The sequence below is a fragment of the Roseovarius sp. MBR-154 genome, assembly GCF_053628595.1.
The window spans coordinates 369,261-383,680 of record NZ_JBRJGR010000001.1; the positions used below are offsets into that span (position 1 = coordinate 369,261).

The 14,420-nt window shown below is 62.2% G+C and carries 14 protein-coding genes; 8 read left to right on the forward strand and 6 right to left on the reverse strand.

The features are described from left to right. Positions 1 to 13: 13 nt before the first annotated feature. Positions 14 to 1,252 (reverse strand): urate hydroxylase PuuD, encoded by a 1,239-nt coding sequence (locus tag ACSSV4_RS01775; RefSeq protein WP_454273050.1) that lies wholly within the window; start codon positions 1,250 to 1,252, stop codon positions 14 to 16. Positions 1,253 to 1,362: 110 nt separating this feature from the next. Here ACSSV4_RS01775 and ACSSV4_RS01780 point away from each other — a divergent pair, with 110 nt between their 5' ends. Beyond that, complete coding sequence (locus ACSSV4_RS01780; protein WP_454273051.1) at positions 1,363 to 2,268, forward strand: LysR family transcriptional regulator; 906 nt, start codon at positions 1,363 to 1,365, stop codon at positions 2,266 to 2,268. A 29-nt stretch (positions 2,269 to 2,297) separates the two neighbouring features. On the opposite strand, the gene uraH is transcribed toward ACSSV4_RS01780, so the two are convergent. Next, positions 2,298 to 2,651 (reverse strand): hydroxyisourate hydrolase, encoded by a 354-nt coding sequence (gene uraH / locus ACSSV4_RS01785; protein WP_454273052.1) that lies wholly within the window; start codon positions 2,649 to 2,651, stop codon positions 2,298 to 2,300. 171 nt (positions 2,652 to 2,822) lie between these two features. On the opposite strand from uraH, the gene puuE reads away from it, so the two are divergent. Both puuE and ACSSV4_RS01795 read left to right on the forward strand, forming a co-directional pair. Continuing rightward, entirely contained in the window at positions 2,823 to 4,238 is a 1,416-nt protein-coding gene (gene puuE, locus ACSSV4_RS01790) for an allantoinase PuuE (RefSeq protein WP_454273053.1), read from the forward strand. Then, a complete protein-coding gene (locus ACSSV4_RS01795) occupies positions 4,235 to 4,729 on the forward strand; it encodes an ureidoglycolate lyase (protein ID WP_454273054.1) in 495 nt (164 codons plus the stop codon). The genes puuE and ACSSV4_RS01795 overlap by 4 nt, the downstream gene beginning before the upstream one ends. 15 nt (positions 4,730 to 4,744) lie before the next feature. Here ACSSV4_RS01795 and ACSSV4_RS01800 read toward each other — a convergent pair whose 3' ends face one another. Then, positions 4,745 to 5,653, reverse strand: coding sequence for a D-amino acid aminotransferase (locus ACSSV4_RS01800; RefSeq protein ID WP_454273055.1), 909 nt, complete (start codon positions 5,651 to 5,653; stop codon positions 4,745 to 4,747). 153 nt (positions 5,654 to 5,806) lie between these two features. On the opposite strand from ACSSV4_RS01800, the gene msrA reads away from it, so the two are divergent. Next, a complete protein-coding gene (gene msrA, locus ACSSV4_RS01805; protein WP_454273394.1) occupies positions 5,807 to 6,475 on the forward strand; it encodes a peptide-methionine (S)-S-oxide reductase MsrA in 669 nt (222 codons plus the stop codon). Here msrA and ACSSV4_RS01810 read toward each other — a convergent pair. Then, positions 6,466 to 7,332: a ribokinase gene (locus ACSSV4_RS01810; RefSeq protein ID WP_454273056.1), complete on the reverse strand. Its 867-nt coding sequence runs from the start codon at positions 7,330 to 7,332 to the stop codon at positions 6,466 to 6,468. The two genes, msrA and ACSSV4_RS01810, sit on opposite strands and share 10 nt — an antisense overlap. Before the next feature lie 229 nt (positions 7,333 to 7,561). Between ACSSV4_RS01810 and mutS the strand changes: the two genes are divergently transcribed. Continuing rightward, the gene (gene mutS / locus ACSSV4_RS01815; protein ID WP_454273396.1) at positions 7,562 to 10,180 is read left to right on the forward strand and encodes a DNA mismatch repair protein MutS; all 2,619 of its coding nucleotides are present in this window, start codon (positions 7,562 to 7,564) and stop codon (positions 10,178 to 10,180) included. Positions 10,181 to 10,195: 15 nt separating this feature from the next. Here mutS and ACSSV4_RS01820 read toward each other — a convergent pair whose 3' ends face one another. Together ACSSV4_RS01820 and hrcA are read right to left on the reverse strand one after the other, a co-directional pair. Further along, a complete protein-coding gene (locus tag ACSSV4_RS01820) occupies positions 10,196 to 10,756 on the reverse strand; it encodes a nucleotide exchange factor GrpE (RefSeq protein ID WP_454273057.1) in 561 nt (186 codons plus the stop codon). A 9-nt stretch (positions 10,757 to 10,765) separates the two neighbouring features. Continuing rightward, a complete protein-coding gene (gene hrcA, locus ACSSV4_RS01825) occupies positions 10,766 to 11,830 on the reverse strand; it encodes a heat-inducible transcriptional repressor HrcA (RefSeq protein ID WP_454273058.1) in 1,065 nt (354 codons plus the stop codon). Between the two features lie 116 nt (positions 11,831 to 11,946). Between hrcA and rph the strand changes: the two genes are divergently transcribed. Genes rph through hemW form a run of 3 tightly spaced genes read left to right on the forward strand, consistent with a single transcriptional unit; the run spans position 11,947 to position 14,417 of the window. Beyond that, on the forward strand, positions 11,947 to 12,663 hold the full coding sequence (gene rph / locus ACSSV4_RS01830) for a ribonuclease PH (RefSeq protein WP_454273059.1): 717 nt from the start codon (positions 11,947 to 11,949) through the stop codon (positions 12,661 to 12,663). Then, on the forward strand, positions 12,656 to 13,264 hold the full coding sequence (gene rdgB / locus ACSSV4_RS01835; RefSeq protein WP_454273060.1) for an RdgB/HAM1 family non-canonical purine NTP pyrophosphatase: 609 nt from the start codon (positions 12,656 to 12,658) through the stop codon (positions 13,262 to 13,264). Before rph ends, rdgB begins: the two co-directional genes overlap by 8 nt. Then, positions 13,227 to 14,417, forward strand: a complete 1,191-nt coding sequence (hemW, locus tag ACSSV4_RS01840; RefSeq protein WP_454273061.1) for a radical SAM family heme chaperone HemW — start codon at positions 13,227 to 13,229, stop codon at positions 14,415 to 14,417. The genes rdgB and hemW overlap by 38 nt, the downstream gene beginning before the upstream one ends. The last annotated feature ends 3 nt before the right edge of the window (positions 14,418 to 14,420 follow it).

A 14,420-nucleotide genomic window follows, 5' to 3' on the forward strand; every position in this document is an offset into this window, starting at 1 on the left:
AGGCTGATTGGGGTCAGGCGCCGCGGTCGGTTGCGGCGCGGTACCAGTCACGCAAAACTCGCCGTTCCGATTCCTCCATGTAAGTCACGTTTGCCGGTGGCATGGCATGGCTCATCCCAGCCTGGAAGAAAATCGCACGGGCAGCGCCTGCGACGTCAGCCTCGGTTTCAAGCAGCACGTTCTTTGGCGCATGACGGATGCCCTCAAGGAACGGTTCACGTGCATGACACATCGAACAACGCCCCGGCACGATCGCCATCACCTCGTCAAAGCCGTCGGCCTCTGCAAAGACCCGCTCGCGCGGGGTGAGGGCGCGAGCGGCGCTGTCTTCGATCGCGTCATGGCGCATGGCTGCGGTCGAGAGCCAGACAATCGCGGCAAAGAGCAGCACCGTCGCCGCCCATGTCCACCAGCGATAACCGCCGCCCGCATGCATGGTGTTGAAGAAATGCCGGATCGTCACCCCCATCAGGAAAACCAGCGCCGCAATGATCCAGTTGTATTGCGTGGCAAAGGCCAGCGGGTAATGATTGCTCAGCATCAGGAAGATCACCGGCAGGGTGAGGTAATTGTTGTGGGTCGAGCGCAGCTTGGCGATGCGACCATATCTGGCCTCCGGCACGCGCCCGGCCTTGAGATCGGCCACCACGATGCGCTGATTGGGCATGATGACGAAGAACACGTTCGCCGTCATGATCGTGGCGGTAAAGGCCCCCAGATGCAGCATCATCGCGCGCCCGGTGAACACCTGCGTATAGCCCCAGCCCATCGCGACCAGCAGCACGAAGAGAACCAGCATCAACAGCGTCGGCCGCCCCGCCAGTCCCGATTTGCACAGCCGGTCATAGATCAGCCAGCCAAGCCCCAGAGAGGCCGCGGAAATCGCGATCGCCTGCCCCGTGCTCAGCCCGCTTTCGGGGGCGATCAGGTAGATCTCGGCCCCCGCCCAGTAGATGACCATCAAGAGCGCCGCCCCCGACAACCATGTCGAATAGCTCTCCCATTTGAACCAGGTCAGATGCTCGGGCATCCGCGCCGGGGCCACGAGGTATTTGCGGATATGATAGAACCCGCCGCCATGGACCTGCCATTCCTCGCCCTGCGCCCCCTCGGGCAGGTCATCCGCCCGCCGCAGCCCCAGATCGAGCGCGATGAAATAGAACGACGATCCGATCCACGCCATCGCCGTGATGACATGCAGCCAGCGCAGCGCAAAGCCGAGCCAGTCCCAGATGATGGCAGGATCGAGCATGTCGCGATCTCCTTGGTCTCTTCGCACCCCCTGCATGCCACAAGACGCGATTGCCCTGCATCCGGGAAAAATCCCTAGCTGTTTCAAGAATACGCTAATAATCTCGGCGCATGGCCTATCTGGAGAATATCAGAACATTCGTGCGCGTCTATGAATTGGGCAGCATGTCCGCCGCCGCGCGCGATCAGCGGATCTCAGCGGCGGTGGCCTCGGCACGCATCGCCGCTCTCGAAGAACATCTCGACATCCGCCTGTTTCAGCGCACCACGCGCAAGCTCAATGCGACAGAGCAGGGTGCGCTCTTCTATCACAGCGCACTCAGGATCATCGAGGCGGTGGACGAGGCCGAGGCCGAAATCGGGCAGGTCACCCGCAGCCCGCGCGGCACGCTGCACATTGCGGCCCCGCTTGGCCTAGGCCAAAGAATCATCGCGCCCGCCGTGCCTGACTTCAAGGCGCTCTATCCGCTGATCAACATCCGCCTGCGCCTGTCCGACCGCAGGCTCGATCTGGCAACCGAGGGGCTCGATGCGATGTTCTTTCTCGGCGTGCCCGAAGATTCGTCGCTCCGCATCCGCAAGATTGCCGATTGCGAACGCATCCTTTGCGCTGCACCCGCCTATATCGCGCGCAAGGGTCTGCCCGAATCCAGCGAAAGCCTCGCCTCGGGCGCGCATGACTGTCTGAACCTGCGCTATGCCGGCGCGCCCGAATTCCAGTGGCCGCTACGCACGCCCGACGGAGTACGGCGCATCTCGGTCTCTGGCCCTTTTGAGTCGGATCATGGCGATGCGCTGACGCAGTGGGCGCTCAACGGGCACGGCATCATCCTCAAACCCCGGTTCGAGGTGCATGACCATCTCGAGGCGGGCCGTCTTGTCCCGGTGCTGGAGAGTGAGTCGCCGGTGCCCATCCAGATGGCCTGTCTCTATCCGCATAAACGACGGCAGGACCCCAAGGCGCGGCTGCTGATCGAATTCATGATCGAGCGTATCCTGGCGGCGATGCCGGAGTGAATGTCGGCGGCGGCGCGCCGACACGCGGCTCAACTCCCCCGATAGGTCGAATACCCGAACGGCGACAGCAGCAGCGGCACATGGTAATGCGCGGCCTCCGCTATGCCGAAGCGGATCGGCACCAGGTCGAGAAACCGGGGGCCATCTGCAGCCAAACCCACCGCCTCCAGATAGGCTCCGGCATGAAACACGAGCTCATAGGTGCCGGGCGCGAAGGCGTCCTCGGGGAGGATCGGCCCATCGGTGCGGCCATCGCCATTGGTCGTCAGCGTGCGGATATGCGTGCGCGTCTCGCCCTGCATCCGGAACAGCTCTATCGTCAGCCCGGCAGCGGGCTGCCCGCGTGCCGTATCCAGAACATGCGTCGTCAGATAGCCAGTCATCTCGACCCCCTTCGTCAAGTCGTAACATGGCTCAGGCCATGCGCCCTGCACAAGGTGGCGGCACGCATATTCGGAAACAACTCTTTCAAGTGATATTGGAAAGTGCTTTTGATCTGCTTGCCCTAGACTGACACCGCCGGGCACCCGGCGCGCAACAACCGGTGGAGACTGATGCAACGTTACCCTCGTGATCTTCGCGGCCACGGCCCGAACGCCCCCGATCCGCACTGGCCGGGCGGGGCGCGCATCGCCGTGCAATTCGTCCTCAACTACGAAGAGGGCGGCGAGAATTGCGTGCTGCATGGCGATCCCGCCTCGGAGGCGTTCCTGTCGGATATTCCCGGTGCCGCCCCCTGGCCCGGACAGCGCCACTGGAACATGGAATCGATCTACGACTACGGCGCGCGCGCCGGGTTCTGGCGGCTGCATCGCCTCTTCACCGGCGCGGGCATTCCCCTGACGATCTACGGCGTCGCCTCGGCCCTCGCCCGCAGCCCCGAGCAGGTGGTGGCAATGCAGGAGGCCAATTGGGAAATCGCCAGCCACGGCCTGAAATGGGTCGAGCACAAGGACATGCCCGAGGACGAAGAGCGCGCGGCCATCGCCGAGGCGATTCGTCTGCACGAAGAGGTCACCGGCACGCCGCCACGCGGCTGGTATACCGGGCGTTGCAGCACCAATACCGTGCGGCTGGCCGCCGAGACAGGGCAATTCGCCTATATTTCCGACGCCTATGACGACGACCTGCCGCATTGGGTAGACGTGTCCGGGTGCGGTCAACTGATCATTCCCTACACGCTCGAATGCAACGATATGCGTTTCGCCACCTCGCCCGGCTGGATCACCGGCGAGCAGTTCGAAAGCTATCTACGCGACACGTTCGACACGCTCTATGCCGAAGGCGTGGCGGGCGCGCCGAAGATGATGACCGTGGGCCTTCATTGCCGCCTGATCGGACGGCCCGGCAAGATTGCCGGGCTACGCCGCTTCATCGAGCATATCCAGGGCTTCGACGGCGTCTGGTGCCCGCGCCGCATCGACATCGCCGAGCATTGGGCGCGCACGCATCCGCCCGCGCACCCCGAACGCCCCAGCGAAATGGATCAATCCCGCTTTGTCGCGCGCTTCGGCGGAGTATTCGAACACTCGCGCTGGGTGGCCGAGCGCGCCCATGCGCTCGAACTCGGCCCGGCGTATGATTGCGCGGCGGGGGTGCATAACGCGCTCTGCCGCGCGTTCCGCAACGCCAGCCACGAGGAACGACTTGGTGTCTTGCGCGCGCATCCCGATCTGGCGGGAAAACTGGCCGCCGCCGGGCGAGTGAGTCCAGAGAGCGCGGCAGAACAGACAGGCGCGGGCCTCGACCGGCTCAGCGATGCGGACCGCGCCGCCTTCGAACGGCTCAACGCCGATTACATGGCGCGGCACGGCTTTCCCTTCATCATCGCGGTCCGTGACCACGACACCGCAGGCATTCTCGCCGCGATGGAGCGGCGGTTGGTCCAGGACAGCGAGGCCGAGTTCGCCGAGGCCTGCCGACAGGTCGAGCGCATCGCCGCCCTGCGCCTGCGGGACATGTTGACATGAGCGACCCCATCCCCCTCACCGCTGCGCCATTGACAGCTTGTGACTTCGCACCCTTCGGCGACGTGATAGAGCCCCGGGCGACGCCGACCGCGATGATCAATCAGGGCCTCTGCGCGCGGCATAGCGATCTGGCGCAGCTCGATTTCAGCGACGGGCGGGCAGGAATAAGCCTGTTCGACGCAGAGGCCCGCCACCTGCCGCATGTCGTGGAGATGGTCGAGCGGCACCCTTTGGGCAGTCAGGCTTTCCTCCCGCTGGGGCCGTTGACGTGCCTCGTGATCGTGGCAGAGGATGCAGAAGGAGCGCCCGGCGCGCCGCGCGCCTTCATCACCAAACCCGGGCAGGCGATCAACCTGCATCGCGGCGTCTGGCACGGGGTGCTGACCCCGCTGAATGAGGCAGGGCAATTCGCCGTTATCGACCGCATCGGCCCCGGTGCCAACCTTGAGGAATTCTGGTTCGAGACTCCCTACATCGTCACATCCACCTAGCGCAAATGTGCCGCCTTACCGCGTTTCCCGCTGGATCAGAGCGTTGTAGAGTTCTTGAATGCGGCTGGTCATCGGCCCTTGCCCGCCATCTCCGATCTGCCGCCCGTCAATTTCACTGACCGGGGTTTGTGCCCCGAACGTGCCGGTGAGAAACGCCTCATCCGCACCATATGCCTCGACCAGGGAAAAGTTCTTCTCGTAAACCGGGATGGCTTCCTCGCGACAAAGGTCGATCACCTTTTGCCGGGTGATGCCGTTCATGCAGTAATCCCCCGTGGACGTCCAGACCGCGCCCTTGCGCACGATGAAGAAGTTGCAGGCGTTGGTGGTGTTCACGAACCCGTGGATATCAAGCATCAGCGCCTCGTCGGCGCCGGCCTTTTCCGCCGCAATACAGGCGAGGATGCAATTGAGCTTGGAATGGGAATTGAGCTTGGGGTCCTGCGTCATCGGCAGTCCTCGGATATGCGGCACGGTGGCAAGGCGAATCGACCGGGTAATTTTCGGCTGTGAGTGTTCCATGATGATGGTCACCGTCGGGCCCTGCTGGCTGAGCGACGGATGCTGGAAGGGCCGCGTCTTGATCCCCCTTGTGACCATGAGGCGCGCATGGGCATCTGTGGTCATGCCATTTGCGTGCTGTGTGTCTGTGATGGCCTGAAACACCTCATTCCGGGTCATACCGACATCGAGATCTATGGCGCGCGCGGCCTCGAAGAGGCGATCCAGATGCTCGTCGACGAAGGCCCATTTGCCGTTATAGAGGCGCATCCCCTCCCACACGCCGTCGCCCAGCATGAAGCCGCTGTCATAAACACTCACCAGCGCCTCGGCCTTGGGGACAATGCGCCCGTTAAGCCAGATCAGAATCTCTTCATTTCGCGCGTCCTCTTGCGCGGCATGGGTCGTCTGGTGGTCGGTCATCGTGGTCCCCTCACGGTTTTCGGTGCAGCGTATGTCCGCCGAAATCCGGTGCCAAGGGCGAAATATCGCTCAACAGGGCGTGACCTCACAGGCTCGTCGATTGGTGTGAGGCCGGTTTTGCGTCAGACTGAAGGCGAACAGGAGGGCATTTCAATGGTGGCATATCTTCGGGAACTCAAGGCGGCGACACTAGCGGCGCTGATCGTGGTCGGCCTCTGCCTGCAAGCGAAGGAGGCGCGCGCGGCAGACACGCAAACGCTCGTTGTGGCGGGCGGCTGCTTCTGGTGCGTCGAGGCCGATTTCGAGAAGGTGAAGGGCGTGATCGAGGCCGAGTCGGGCTTTGCCGGCGGCACGGTCGAGAATCCCACCTACAAACAGGTGACCAGCGGCGGCACCGGCCATCTGGAGGCGGTTCGAATCACCTTCGACCCCACGCGGGTGACGCGCGAACAACTGCTCCACCTCTTCTTTCGCTCGGTCGACCCGACAGATGACGGCGGCCAGTTCTGTGATCGGGGCGAGAGTTATGAGACCGGGGTCTTCGTCTCTGATCAAGCAGAAAACAGGCTCGCAAAAACGGCAAAGGAGAATGCGACCGACGCATTGGGCCAAACCATTGTCACACCCATCCTGCCGCTCGATCGCTTCTGGCCAGCCGATGCCTACCATCAGGATTATTACAAGAGCGGCAATATCGTGCTGACGCGGTTCGGGCCCCGCACCAAGGCGAGCGCCTACAAGCTCTACCGTGACGCCTGCGGACGCGATGCGCGAGTGAAAGAGCTTTGGGGTAATGAGGCGCCCTTTGCCGGTCAGTCCTGAGCGGCAAGAAAGGCATCAACCTCCGCTGCGGTCGGAATCGCCACCGACGCGCCGGGGTGCTGGACCTGAAGCGCCGCTGCGGCAGAGGCGCGGCGCAACGCCTGACTCGGCGCAAGACCAGCGGCGAGGCCCGCCACCGCATATCCTGCGAAACAGTCGCCGGCGCCGGTCGAATCAATCGCAGTAACGGAAAAGGCGGGAACGAATAGTGTTTCATCCGATGTCGCGTTGAACAATTCCGCACCATCGGCCCCTCGGGTCACGAGCATCAGCGGCACGTCAACCGCGCCAAGCTTCTGTGAGAGCTGTCCGGCCTCGATCGCGTTTAGGATGAGGAGCGACACAAAAGGCAGCACGGCGCGCACCGCCGCCACATCGAACGGTGCGGCGGAATAGGCGACATGCAGACCCAGGGTGCGGGCACGCTGTGCGGCCTCGACCTGGCCGCTCGTTTCGTTCTGCATCAGCAGCCAGTCGCCGGGCCGTGCGTGGCCTAGCGCGGCCTCGATCAACGGGACCGGCACCCTGCGATTGGCCCCGGGATGGAGCACGATGGCGTTTTCGCCGCACGCATCGACCATGACCACGGCATGACCCGACACGGTATCGAGCGTAACGAGGTGGTCCACACTCACCCCTTCTGTTGCGAGCGTTCTGCGCATCCAGTCTCCGTCTTGCCCGACCGCTCCGATATGCACCACAGATGCACCGGCGCGGGCGGTGGCAATGGATTGGTTGGCGCCCTTGCCGCCCAAGACGCGTGTGTAGGTATCCGCCGCCAGCGTCTCGCCCGGGGCGGGCAAGCGCGACAGGCGATAGACGTGATCGACATTGATCGAGCCGAATGAATAGATCATGCGTTACCCTACATCATAAAGCTGATCTTATGGGCGCCAACCGGGTTCGGATCCGTTTTCCACATCTTCGAGCCCAGGCTTGACCAAGCTGTATCCTGCATAGCGAGGGCTTGCGCGGCGCTCAACCGAAACGCGGTTTGGGCTTTCGCGCGTGGCTGCGGGTTTGTAAGGTCAGCCGCAAGCAGATCAGGGGGCAAAAGTGACCAGCGCAGCCGCGGCCGTGACGCCAATGATGGCGCAATATCTGGAGATCAAGGCCGAATATCCAGGGGCGTTGCTGTTCTACCGGATGGGCGATTTCTATGAGCTTTTCTTTGATGACGCAGCGGCGGCGGCCGAGGCGCTTGATATCGCGCTGACCAAGCGGGGAAAGCATCTGGGCGAAGACATCGCCATGTGCGGGGTGCCGGTGCATTCCGCCGAGGGCTATCTGCTGACGCTCATTCGCAAGGGATTTCGGGTCGCGGTCTGCGAGCAGATGGAGGACCCGGCGGAGGCGAAGAAACGCGGCTCGAAATCGGTGGTGCGGCGCGAGGTGGTGCGGCTGGTGACCCCCGGTACGCTGACCGAGGAAAGCCTGCTTGACGCGCGGCGGCACAATTACCTTGCGGCCTTCGCGCAGGTGCGCGGCGACGGGGCGCTGGCCTGGGTCGATATTTCCACCGGTGCGTTTCACGTCATGCCGCTATCTGCCGCGCGGCTTGGGCCCGAACTGGCGCGATTGACCCCGCGGGAAGTGGTTGTGTCGGAGGGAGATGAGGCGAACTTGGCCGATACGGTGTCTGATTGCGGTGCGTCGCTGACCGCTTTGGGACAGGCCGCGTTTGACAGCACGGCAGGTGAGAAGCGGCTTTGCGCGCTTTTTGGCGTCGGTACACTGGAGGCCTATGGGCAATTCACCCGTCCCGAGACTGCGGCGATGGGGGCGATTGTCGAATGGCTGGAGATCACGCAGAAGGGCAAGCTGCCATTGCTGCGCCAGCCGGTCCGAGAGGTGCAGGCACGGGTTATGCAGATTGATGCCGCAACCCGGCGGAATCTGGAACTCACGCATGCGCTGGATGGCAAGCGAGCAGGATCGCTGCTGACAACGATTGACCGGACGGTGACCGCGGGCGGCGGGCGGCTGCTGGAGCGGCGGCTCTCAAGCCCGAGCCGGGAGCTGGAGGTGGTACAGGACCGGCTGGAGGCGGTGGGTTTTGCTGTGGAACAGGGCCGCATGTCGGCAGATTTGCGTGAGACGTTGCGCCGGGTTCCAGATCTGGACCGCGCGTTATCTCGGCTGGGTCTGGACCGGGGTGGACCGCGCGATCTGGCGGCGGTTCGGAGCGGGCTGGGACAGGCGGCGGAGATCGCGGAACGTCTGGACGGCATCGAGTTGCCGCCCCTGCTGGCCGAGGCCACCTCGGCTCTGACCGGGCAGGACGCGCTGATTGATCTGCTGGATCGGGCGCTTGTTGCGGAACCGCCACTGTTGGCGCGCGATGGCGGGTTCATCGCGCCGGGATATGACACCGATCTCGACGAGGCACGCAAGCTGCGCGATGAAGGGCGCAGTGTGATTGCGGCCATGCAGGGCGACTATATCCGCGAGACCGGGATCAACTCGCTTAAGATCAAGCATAACAACGTGTTAGGTTATTTCGTCGAGGTCACGGCGACCCATGCGGAGAAGATGCTGGCGGCACCGCTGAACGAGACGTTCAAGCATCGCCAAACCACGGCCAATCAGGTCCGCTTTACCACCGTGCCGCTGAGCGAGATGGAAACCCGTATCCTCAATGCCGGAGGGCGGGCGCTGGAGATCGAGAAGCGCCTCTTTGAAAGCCTGAAGGGCGCGATTCTGGAGCTTTCGCCAAAGATTGCGCAGGTTGCGCGTGGCTTGTCCGAGCTCGACCTTGCCACGGCATTGGCTGATCTTGCGAAGGCCGAGCAGTGGTGTCGCCCCAAGGTAGATGGGAGCCGTGCGCTGGAGATCGAAGGCGGGCGGCATCCGGTGGTTGAGCGGGCCTTGCGAGCGCAGGGTGGCGCGCCGTTCATTGCCAATGATTGCGCTCTCGGCGGAGAGAGTGATATCTGGCTGCTGACCGGGCCGAACATGGCTGGTAAATCGACCTTTCTGCGGCAGAACGCGCTGATTGCGCTCTTGGCGCAGATGGGCAGCTATGTGCCCGCGCGATCGGCGCATATCGGAATGGTCAGCCAGCTTTTCAGCCGGGTGGGCGCGTCAGACGATCTGGCGCGCGGGCGCTCGACCTTCATGGTGGAAATGGTCGAGACGGCAGCGATTCTAAATCAGGCGGACGATCATGCGCTTGTTATCCTTGACGAAATCGGGCGTGGCACGGCAACCTATGACGGGCTCAGCATCGCCTGGGCGACGCTCGAACATCTGCATGACGTGAATGGCTGCCGGGCGCTTTTTGCGACCCATTACCATGAGCTGACCAATCTGAGTGACAAGCTCGAGCGGGTGGACAACGCCACCGTGGCAGTCAAGGAACATGACGGCGACGTAATTTTCCTGCATGAGGTGCGGCGCGGCGCGGCGGATCGCAGTTACGGGGTTCAGGTGGCGAAACTCGCTGGTCTGCCCGAGACTGTGGTCGCACGGGCGCGGGTGGTGCTTGACGCGCTTGAGAAAGGCGAGCGGGAGGGCGGTAGTGCGCAAAAGGCGCTGATCGACGATCTGCCGCTCTTTGCCGCGACGCCGCCCCCTGCCCCGGTGCCGCTGCGCCGTTCGGAGGTGGAGACGCGGCTGGAGGATATTCTTCCCGACACGCTCAGCCCGCGTGAGGCGCTGGATCTGCTTTATGAATTGAAAGGGTTGGCGGCCAAGGCGGGGTAATGCCCCGCCCTGTCGTCAGTCGCGATTGGACGATACGCCGACTTGCGCCGGGCGCAGGATGCGATCATACAGCATGAAGCCCTGGGCTGAGACCTGAATGATCTCCCCCGCCTTGGTACCAGGCAGCGGGGCCTCGAACATCGCCTCGTGATGCTGGGGGTCGAACCGGTCGCCAACCTGCGGGTCGATGACGGTGATGCCATGCTTGGCAAAGACGTTGCGCAACTCACGCAGGGTCAATTCGATCCCCTCGAACAGGGCAGCGGAACCGGCACGCTGGTCCTCGGTTACCGTGTCGAGCGCGCGCTTGAGATTGTCATGCACGGGCAGCATGTCGCGTGCGAGCTTGGAGCCGCCGTAATTCTCGGCCTCGCGTCGGTCCTTCTCAGAACGCTTGCGCGCGTTCTCGGCATCGGCGAGTGCGCGCATGAACTTGTCCTGAAGTGCGTCCCGCTCGGCCCGGAGCGCATCTATTTCCGCAGCCTCATCGGAGATTTCGCCTCCGGAATATTCGTGCTCTTCTGCCGCCGCCTCTTCGATATCGTCAAGGAAGCTGTCTTCTTTCGGCTCTGCCATTTATCACCTCTAACTCCGGTCGGAGATCAGTTTGCCTACCAGTTGTGCGGTGTAGTCCACGATCGGCACGATCCGCCCATAATTCAGGCGCGTCGGGCCGATGACCCCGACTGCACCAATGATCTTACGGTCAGCGTTCATATATGGAGAGACGACCAAAGAGGAACCCGAAAGTGAGAAAAGTTTGTTCTCCGAGCCAATAAAGATGCGCACGCCCTCGCCTTCCTCGGCCAATTCGAGAAATTCCGCAATGTCGCGCTTGCGCTCCAAGTCGTCAAATAGGATGCGGATGCGGTCAAGCTCTTCGTCCTCGGCCCCGGCACCGAGGAGATTCGCGCGTCCGCGGACGATCAGGCGCTCGTAATTGTCACCCTCGCCGTCCCAGACCGCAAGACCACTATCGACCATAGCCTGTGCCAATGTGTCGATTTCCTGGCGGCGTTTATCGATCTCGGACGCGATGACGCGCTGAACATCCGAGAGGGTACGCCCCTCGATCAACGCGTTTAGAAAATTCGCAGCCTCTCGCATCGAGCTGGGCGTTTGGCCGGGTGGGGGCGTAAAGATTCGATTCTCCACATGTCCGTCGGAAAACACCAGCACGACCAATGCGCGGTCATGGGCGAGGCTTACGAATTCTATGTGCTTGATCGGGGCCTCGTGCTTGGGTGCCAGAACCAGAGATGCGCCACGCGTAACCCCCGAGAGCGCCGAACCGATTCGATCAAGAATGCCCCCCACATCTTGGGAATTGCTGGTGACGGTGGCGTCGATCATGCGGCGGTCAGAGAGTTCGAGGTCAGACACCTCGAGGAGGCCATCAACGAACATGCGTAGCCCCTCTTGGGTCGGTACGCGCCCGGCGCTGATATGAGGACTTCCAAGAAGACCCATATATTCGAGATCCTGCATCACGTTGCGAATCGTTGCCGCGCTGACTTTTTCGCTGAAGTCTCGAGTCAAAGTACGGGAGCCTACCGGGTCGCCATGGGCGAGATAAGTCTCGACCACACGCCGAAACACCTCGCGCGAGCGGTCGTTGAGCTGATCCAGAATCTTGCTGGCGTCGTTCATTCGGCACGGTTCCTGTCTGACCCGCCATTAAAGACGGGCTGCGGCAAAGGTCAATCGGGCTTGCCTTCCGGGGCCCGCCGCATGTATCCCCGAGCCAAAGCGAAAAGGGGAACGAAATGCGGCCTTCGGGTAGAGATTTAAGTGAAATGCGGCCAGTTTCAATCGATACCGGCGTGTTGAAGCATGCCGAGGGCTCTTGCCTGATCAAGATGGGCGACACGCATGTTCTGTGCACGGCGACAATCGAGGACCGGGTGCCGCCCTTCGTGAAGGGAACAGGATTGGGCTGGGTGACGGCGGAGTATGGCATGCTTCCGCGCTCCACCGGGAGCCGCATGCGGCGCGAGGCGACGGCTGGCAAGCAGGGCGGCCGCACGGTTGAAATCCAACGGTTGATCGGGCGCTCGCTGCGTGCCGGAGTGGATCGTGTGGCACTGGGCGAGCGTCAGATTACCGTGGATTGCGATGTCATTCAGGCGGATGGGGGCACGCGCTGTGCGTCGATTACCGGCGGTTGGGTTGCACTGCGTCTCGCGGTCGCGAAACTTATGAAGGCAGGGGATGTGATCAGCGATCCGATGGTCGATCCGGTGGCGGCGGTTTCCTGTGGAATTTATGCCGGTCAGCCTGTCCTCGATCTTGACTATCCGGAGGACAGCGAAGCGGGCGTCGACGGAAATTTCATCATGACCGGAACGAGGCGACTGATTGAGGTGCAAATGAGTGCTGAAGGAGCGACTTATAGTCGGGATGAAATGAACACGTTGCTCGACCTGGCGGAATCCGGAGTGAGTAGTCTTGTCGCAAAACAGCGCGAGGCGACCGGTGCGTAAGTTTACCGAAGATGCTCTTCTGGTGGCCACACATAACGTCGGCAAACTCGAAGAGATCATAACGCTTCTGGCTCCCTTCGGCGTCATGGTTAAGGGTGCCGCCGAGATGGGGCTGAGCGAACCGGAGGAAACCGAAGCGACCTTCGTCGGCAATGCCAGGATCAAGGCCCATGCGGCCGCTAAGGCCACCGGCCTCCCGGCCTTGGCTGACGATTCCGGCATCATGATCGACGCCCTTGGCGGCGCGCCGGGAGTTTATACCGCGAATTGGGCTGAAACAGAGACTGGCCGTGACTTTGTCATGGCAATGACGCGGGCTCATAACGAGCTGGTGGCAGGCAAGGCGCCTCAGCCTTGGACGGCGCGTTTTTGTTGCACGCTCGTACTGGCCTGGCCGGAAGGAACGGATGAAGTCTTCGATGGGTTCGCTGAGGGCTGGTTCGTGTGGCCGATGCGCGGCAAGGAGGGGCATGGGTATGACCCGATTTTTCAACCGCTGGGTCATGAACTGACTTTTGGCGAAATGGACGGCCACCAGAAGAACCGCATAAGCCATAGGGCCGATGCGTTCTCGAAATTCGTGGCGGCTTGTTTTGGCTGAGGACTGGCAGAACGGGGGTTTTGGGCTCTACCTGCATTGGCCGTTCTGCGAGGCAAAATGCCCCTATTGCGATTTCAACAGCCATGTCGCGCGTGAAATTGATCAGGCACGCTGGCGGGATGCCTATCTTGCTGAAATCGACCGATATGCGGACGCGCTTTCAGGCCGCGTTCTCGGATCGGTCTTCTTTGGGGGTGGAACACCCAGCCTCATGGACCCGGCAACCGTCGCAGCGATTCTGGAGCGCATCCGTAAACGCTGGCCGGTCGCGAACGACCTTGAAGTGACACTCGAGGCCAATCCCGGTTCGGTGGAGTCAGGTCGATTCCGTGCCTATGCATCCGCAGGCGTCTCTCGTGTGTCGTTGGGGGTGCAGGCCCTAAATGATCCGGATCTGAAGAGGCTTGGACGATTGCACTCTGTTGCAGAGGCAGAGAAGGCGCTGGATGTGGCAGCGGCACATTTCGAGCGGGTGAGCTTCGATCTCATCTATGCCCGCCAGCACCAGACATTGGAAGATTGGCAGGACGAGCTTAGACAGGCGTTAACCTTGACTGGTGAGCATCTGTCACTCTACCAACTGACCATTGAGGACGGTACCGGTTTCGGGATGCGTCACGCCGCTGGAACCCTGAAAGGTTTGCCTGAAAACGATCTCGCTGCGGACATGTATCTTATAACGCAGGAGATCTGCGACGCAGCCGGCATGGGCGCCTATGAGGTTTCTAATCATGCCAAACCCGGTGCGGAATCCAAGCATAACCTGAATTACTGGCGCTACGGAGATTATATCGGGATCGGCCCCGGTGCGCACGGCCGGGTGACGCGTGCAGGTCAGAGGTATGCGACGGAAACGTGGCTGCAACCAGAGCGCTGGCTTACGGAGGCCGAGGGCGGTCAAACCGAGCGGTGCAGCACACCACTTTCGCCAGGAACGCAAGCCGCTGAGTATCTCCTCATGGGGCTCCGCATTCGCGAGGGGATTGACATGACCCGGTTTACCGCGCTGAACGGATCCTCTCTGGACGAGGATTGTGTGCGCCATCTTGAGGAAATTGGAATGCTAGAACGTCGCGGCACGCGCCTGATGGCGACACGGCGAGGGATTCCCGTGCTGAATACGATCCTTACCGAGATCTTGCCAGACCAGTGATAG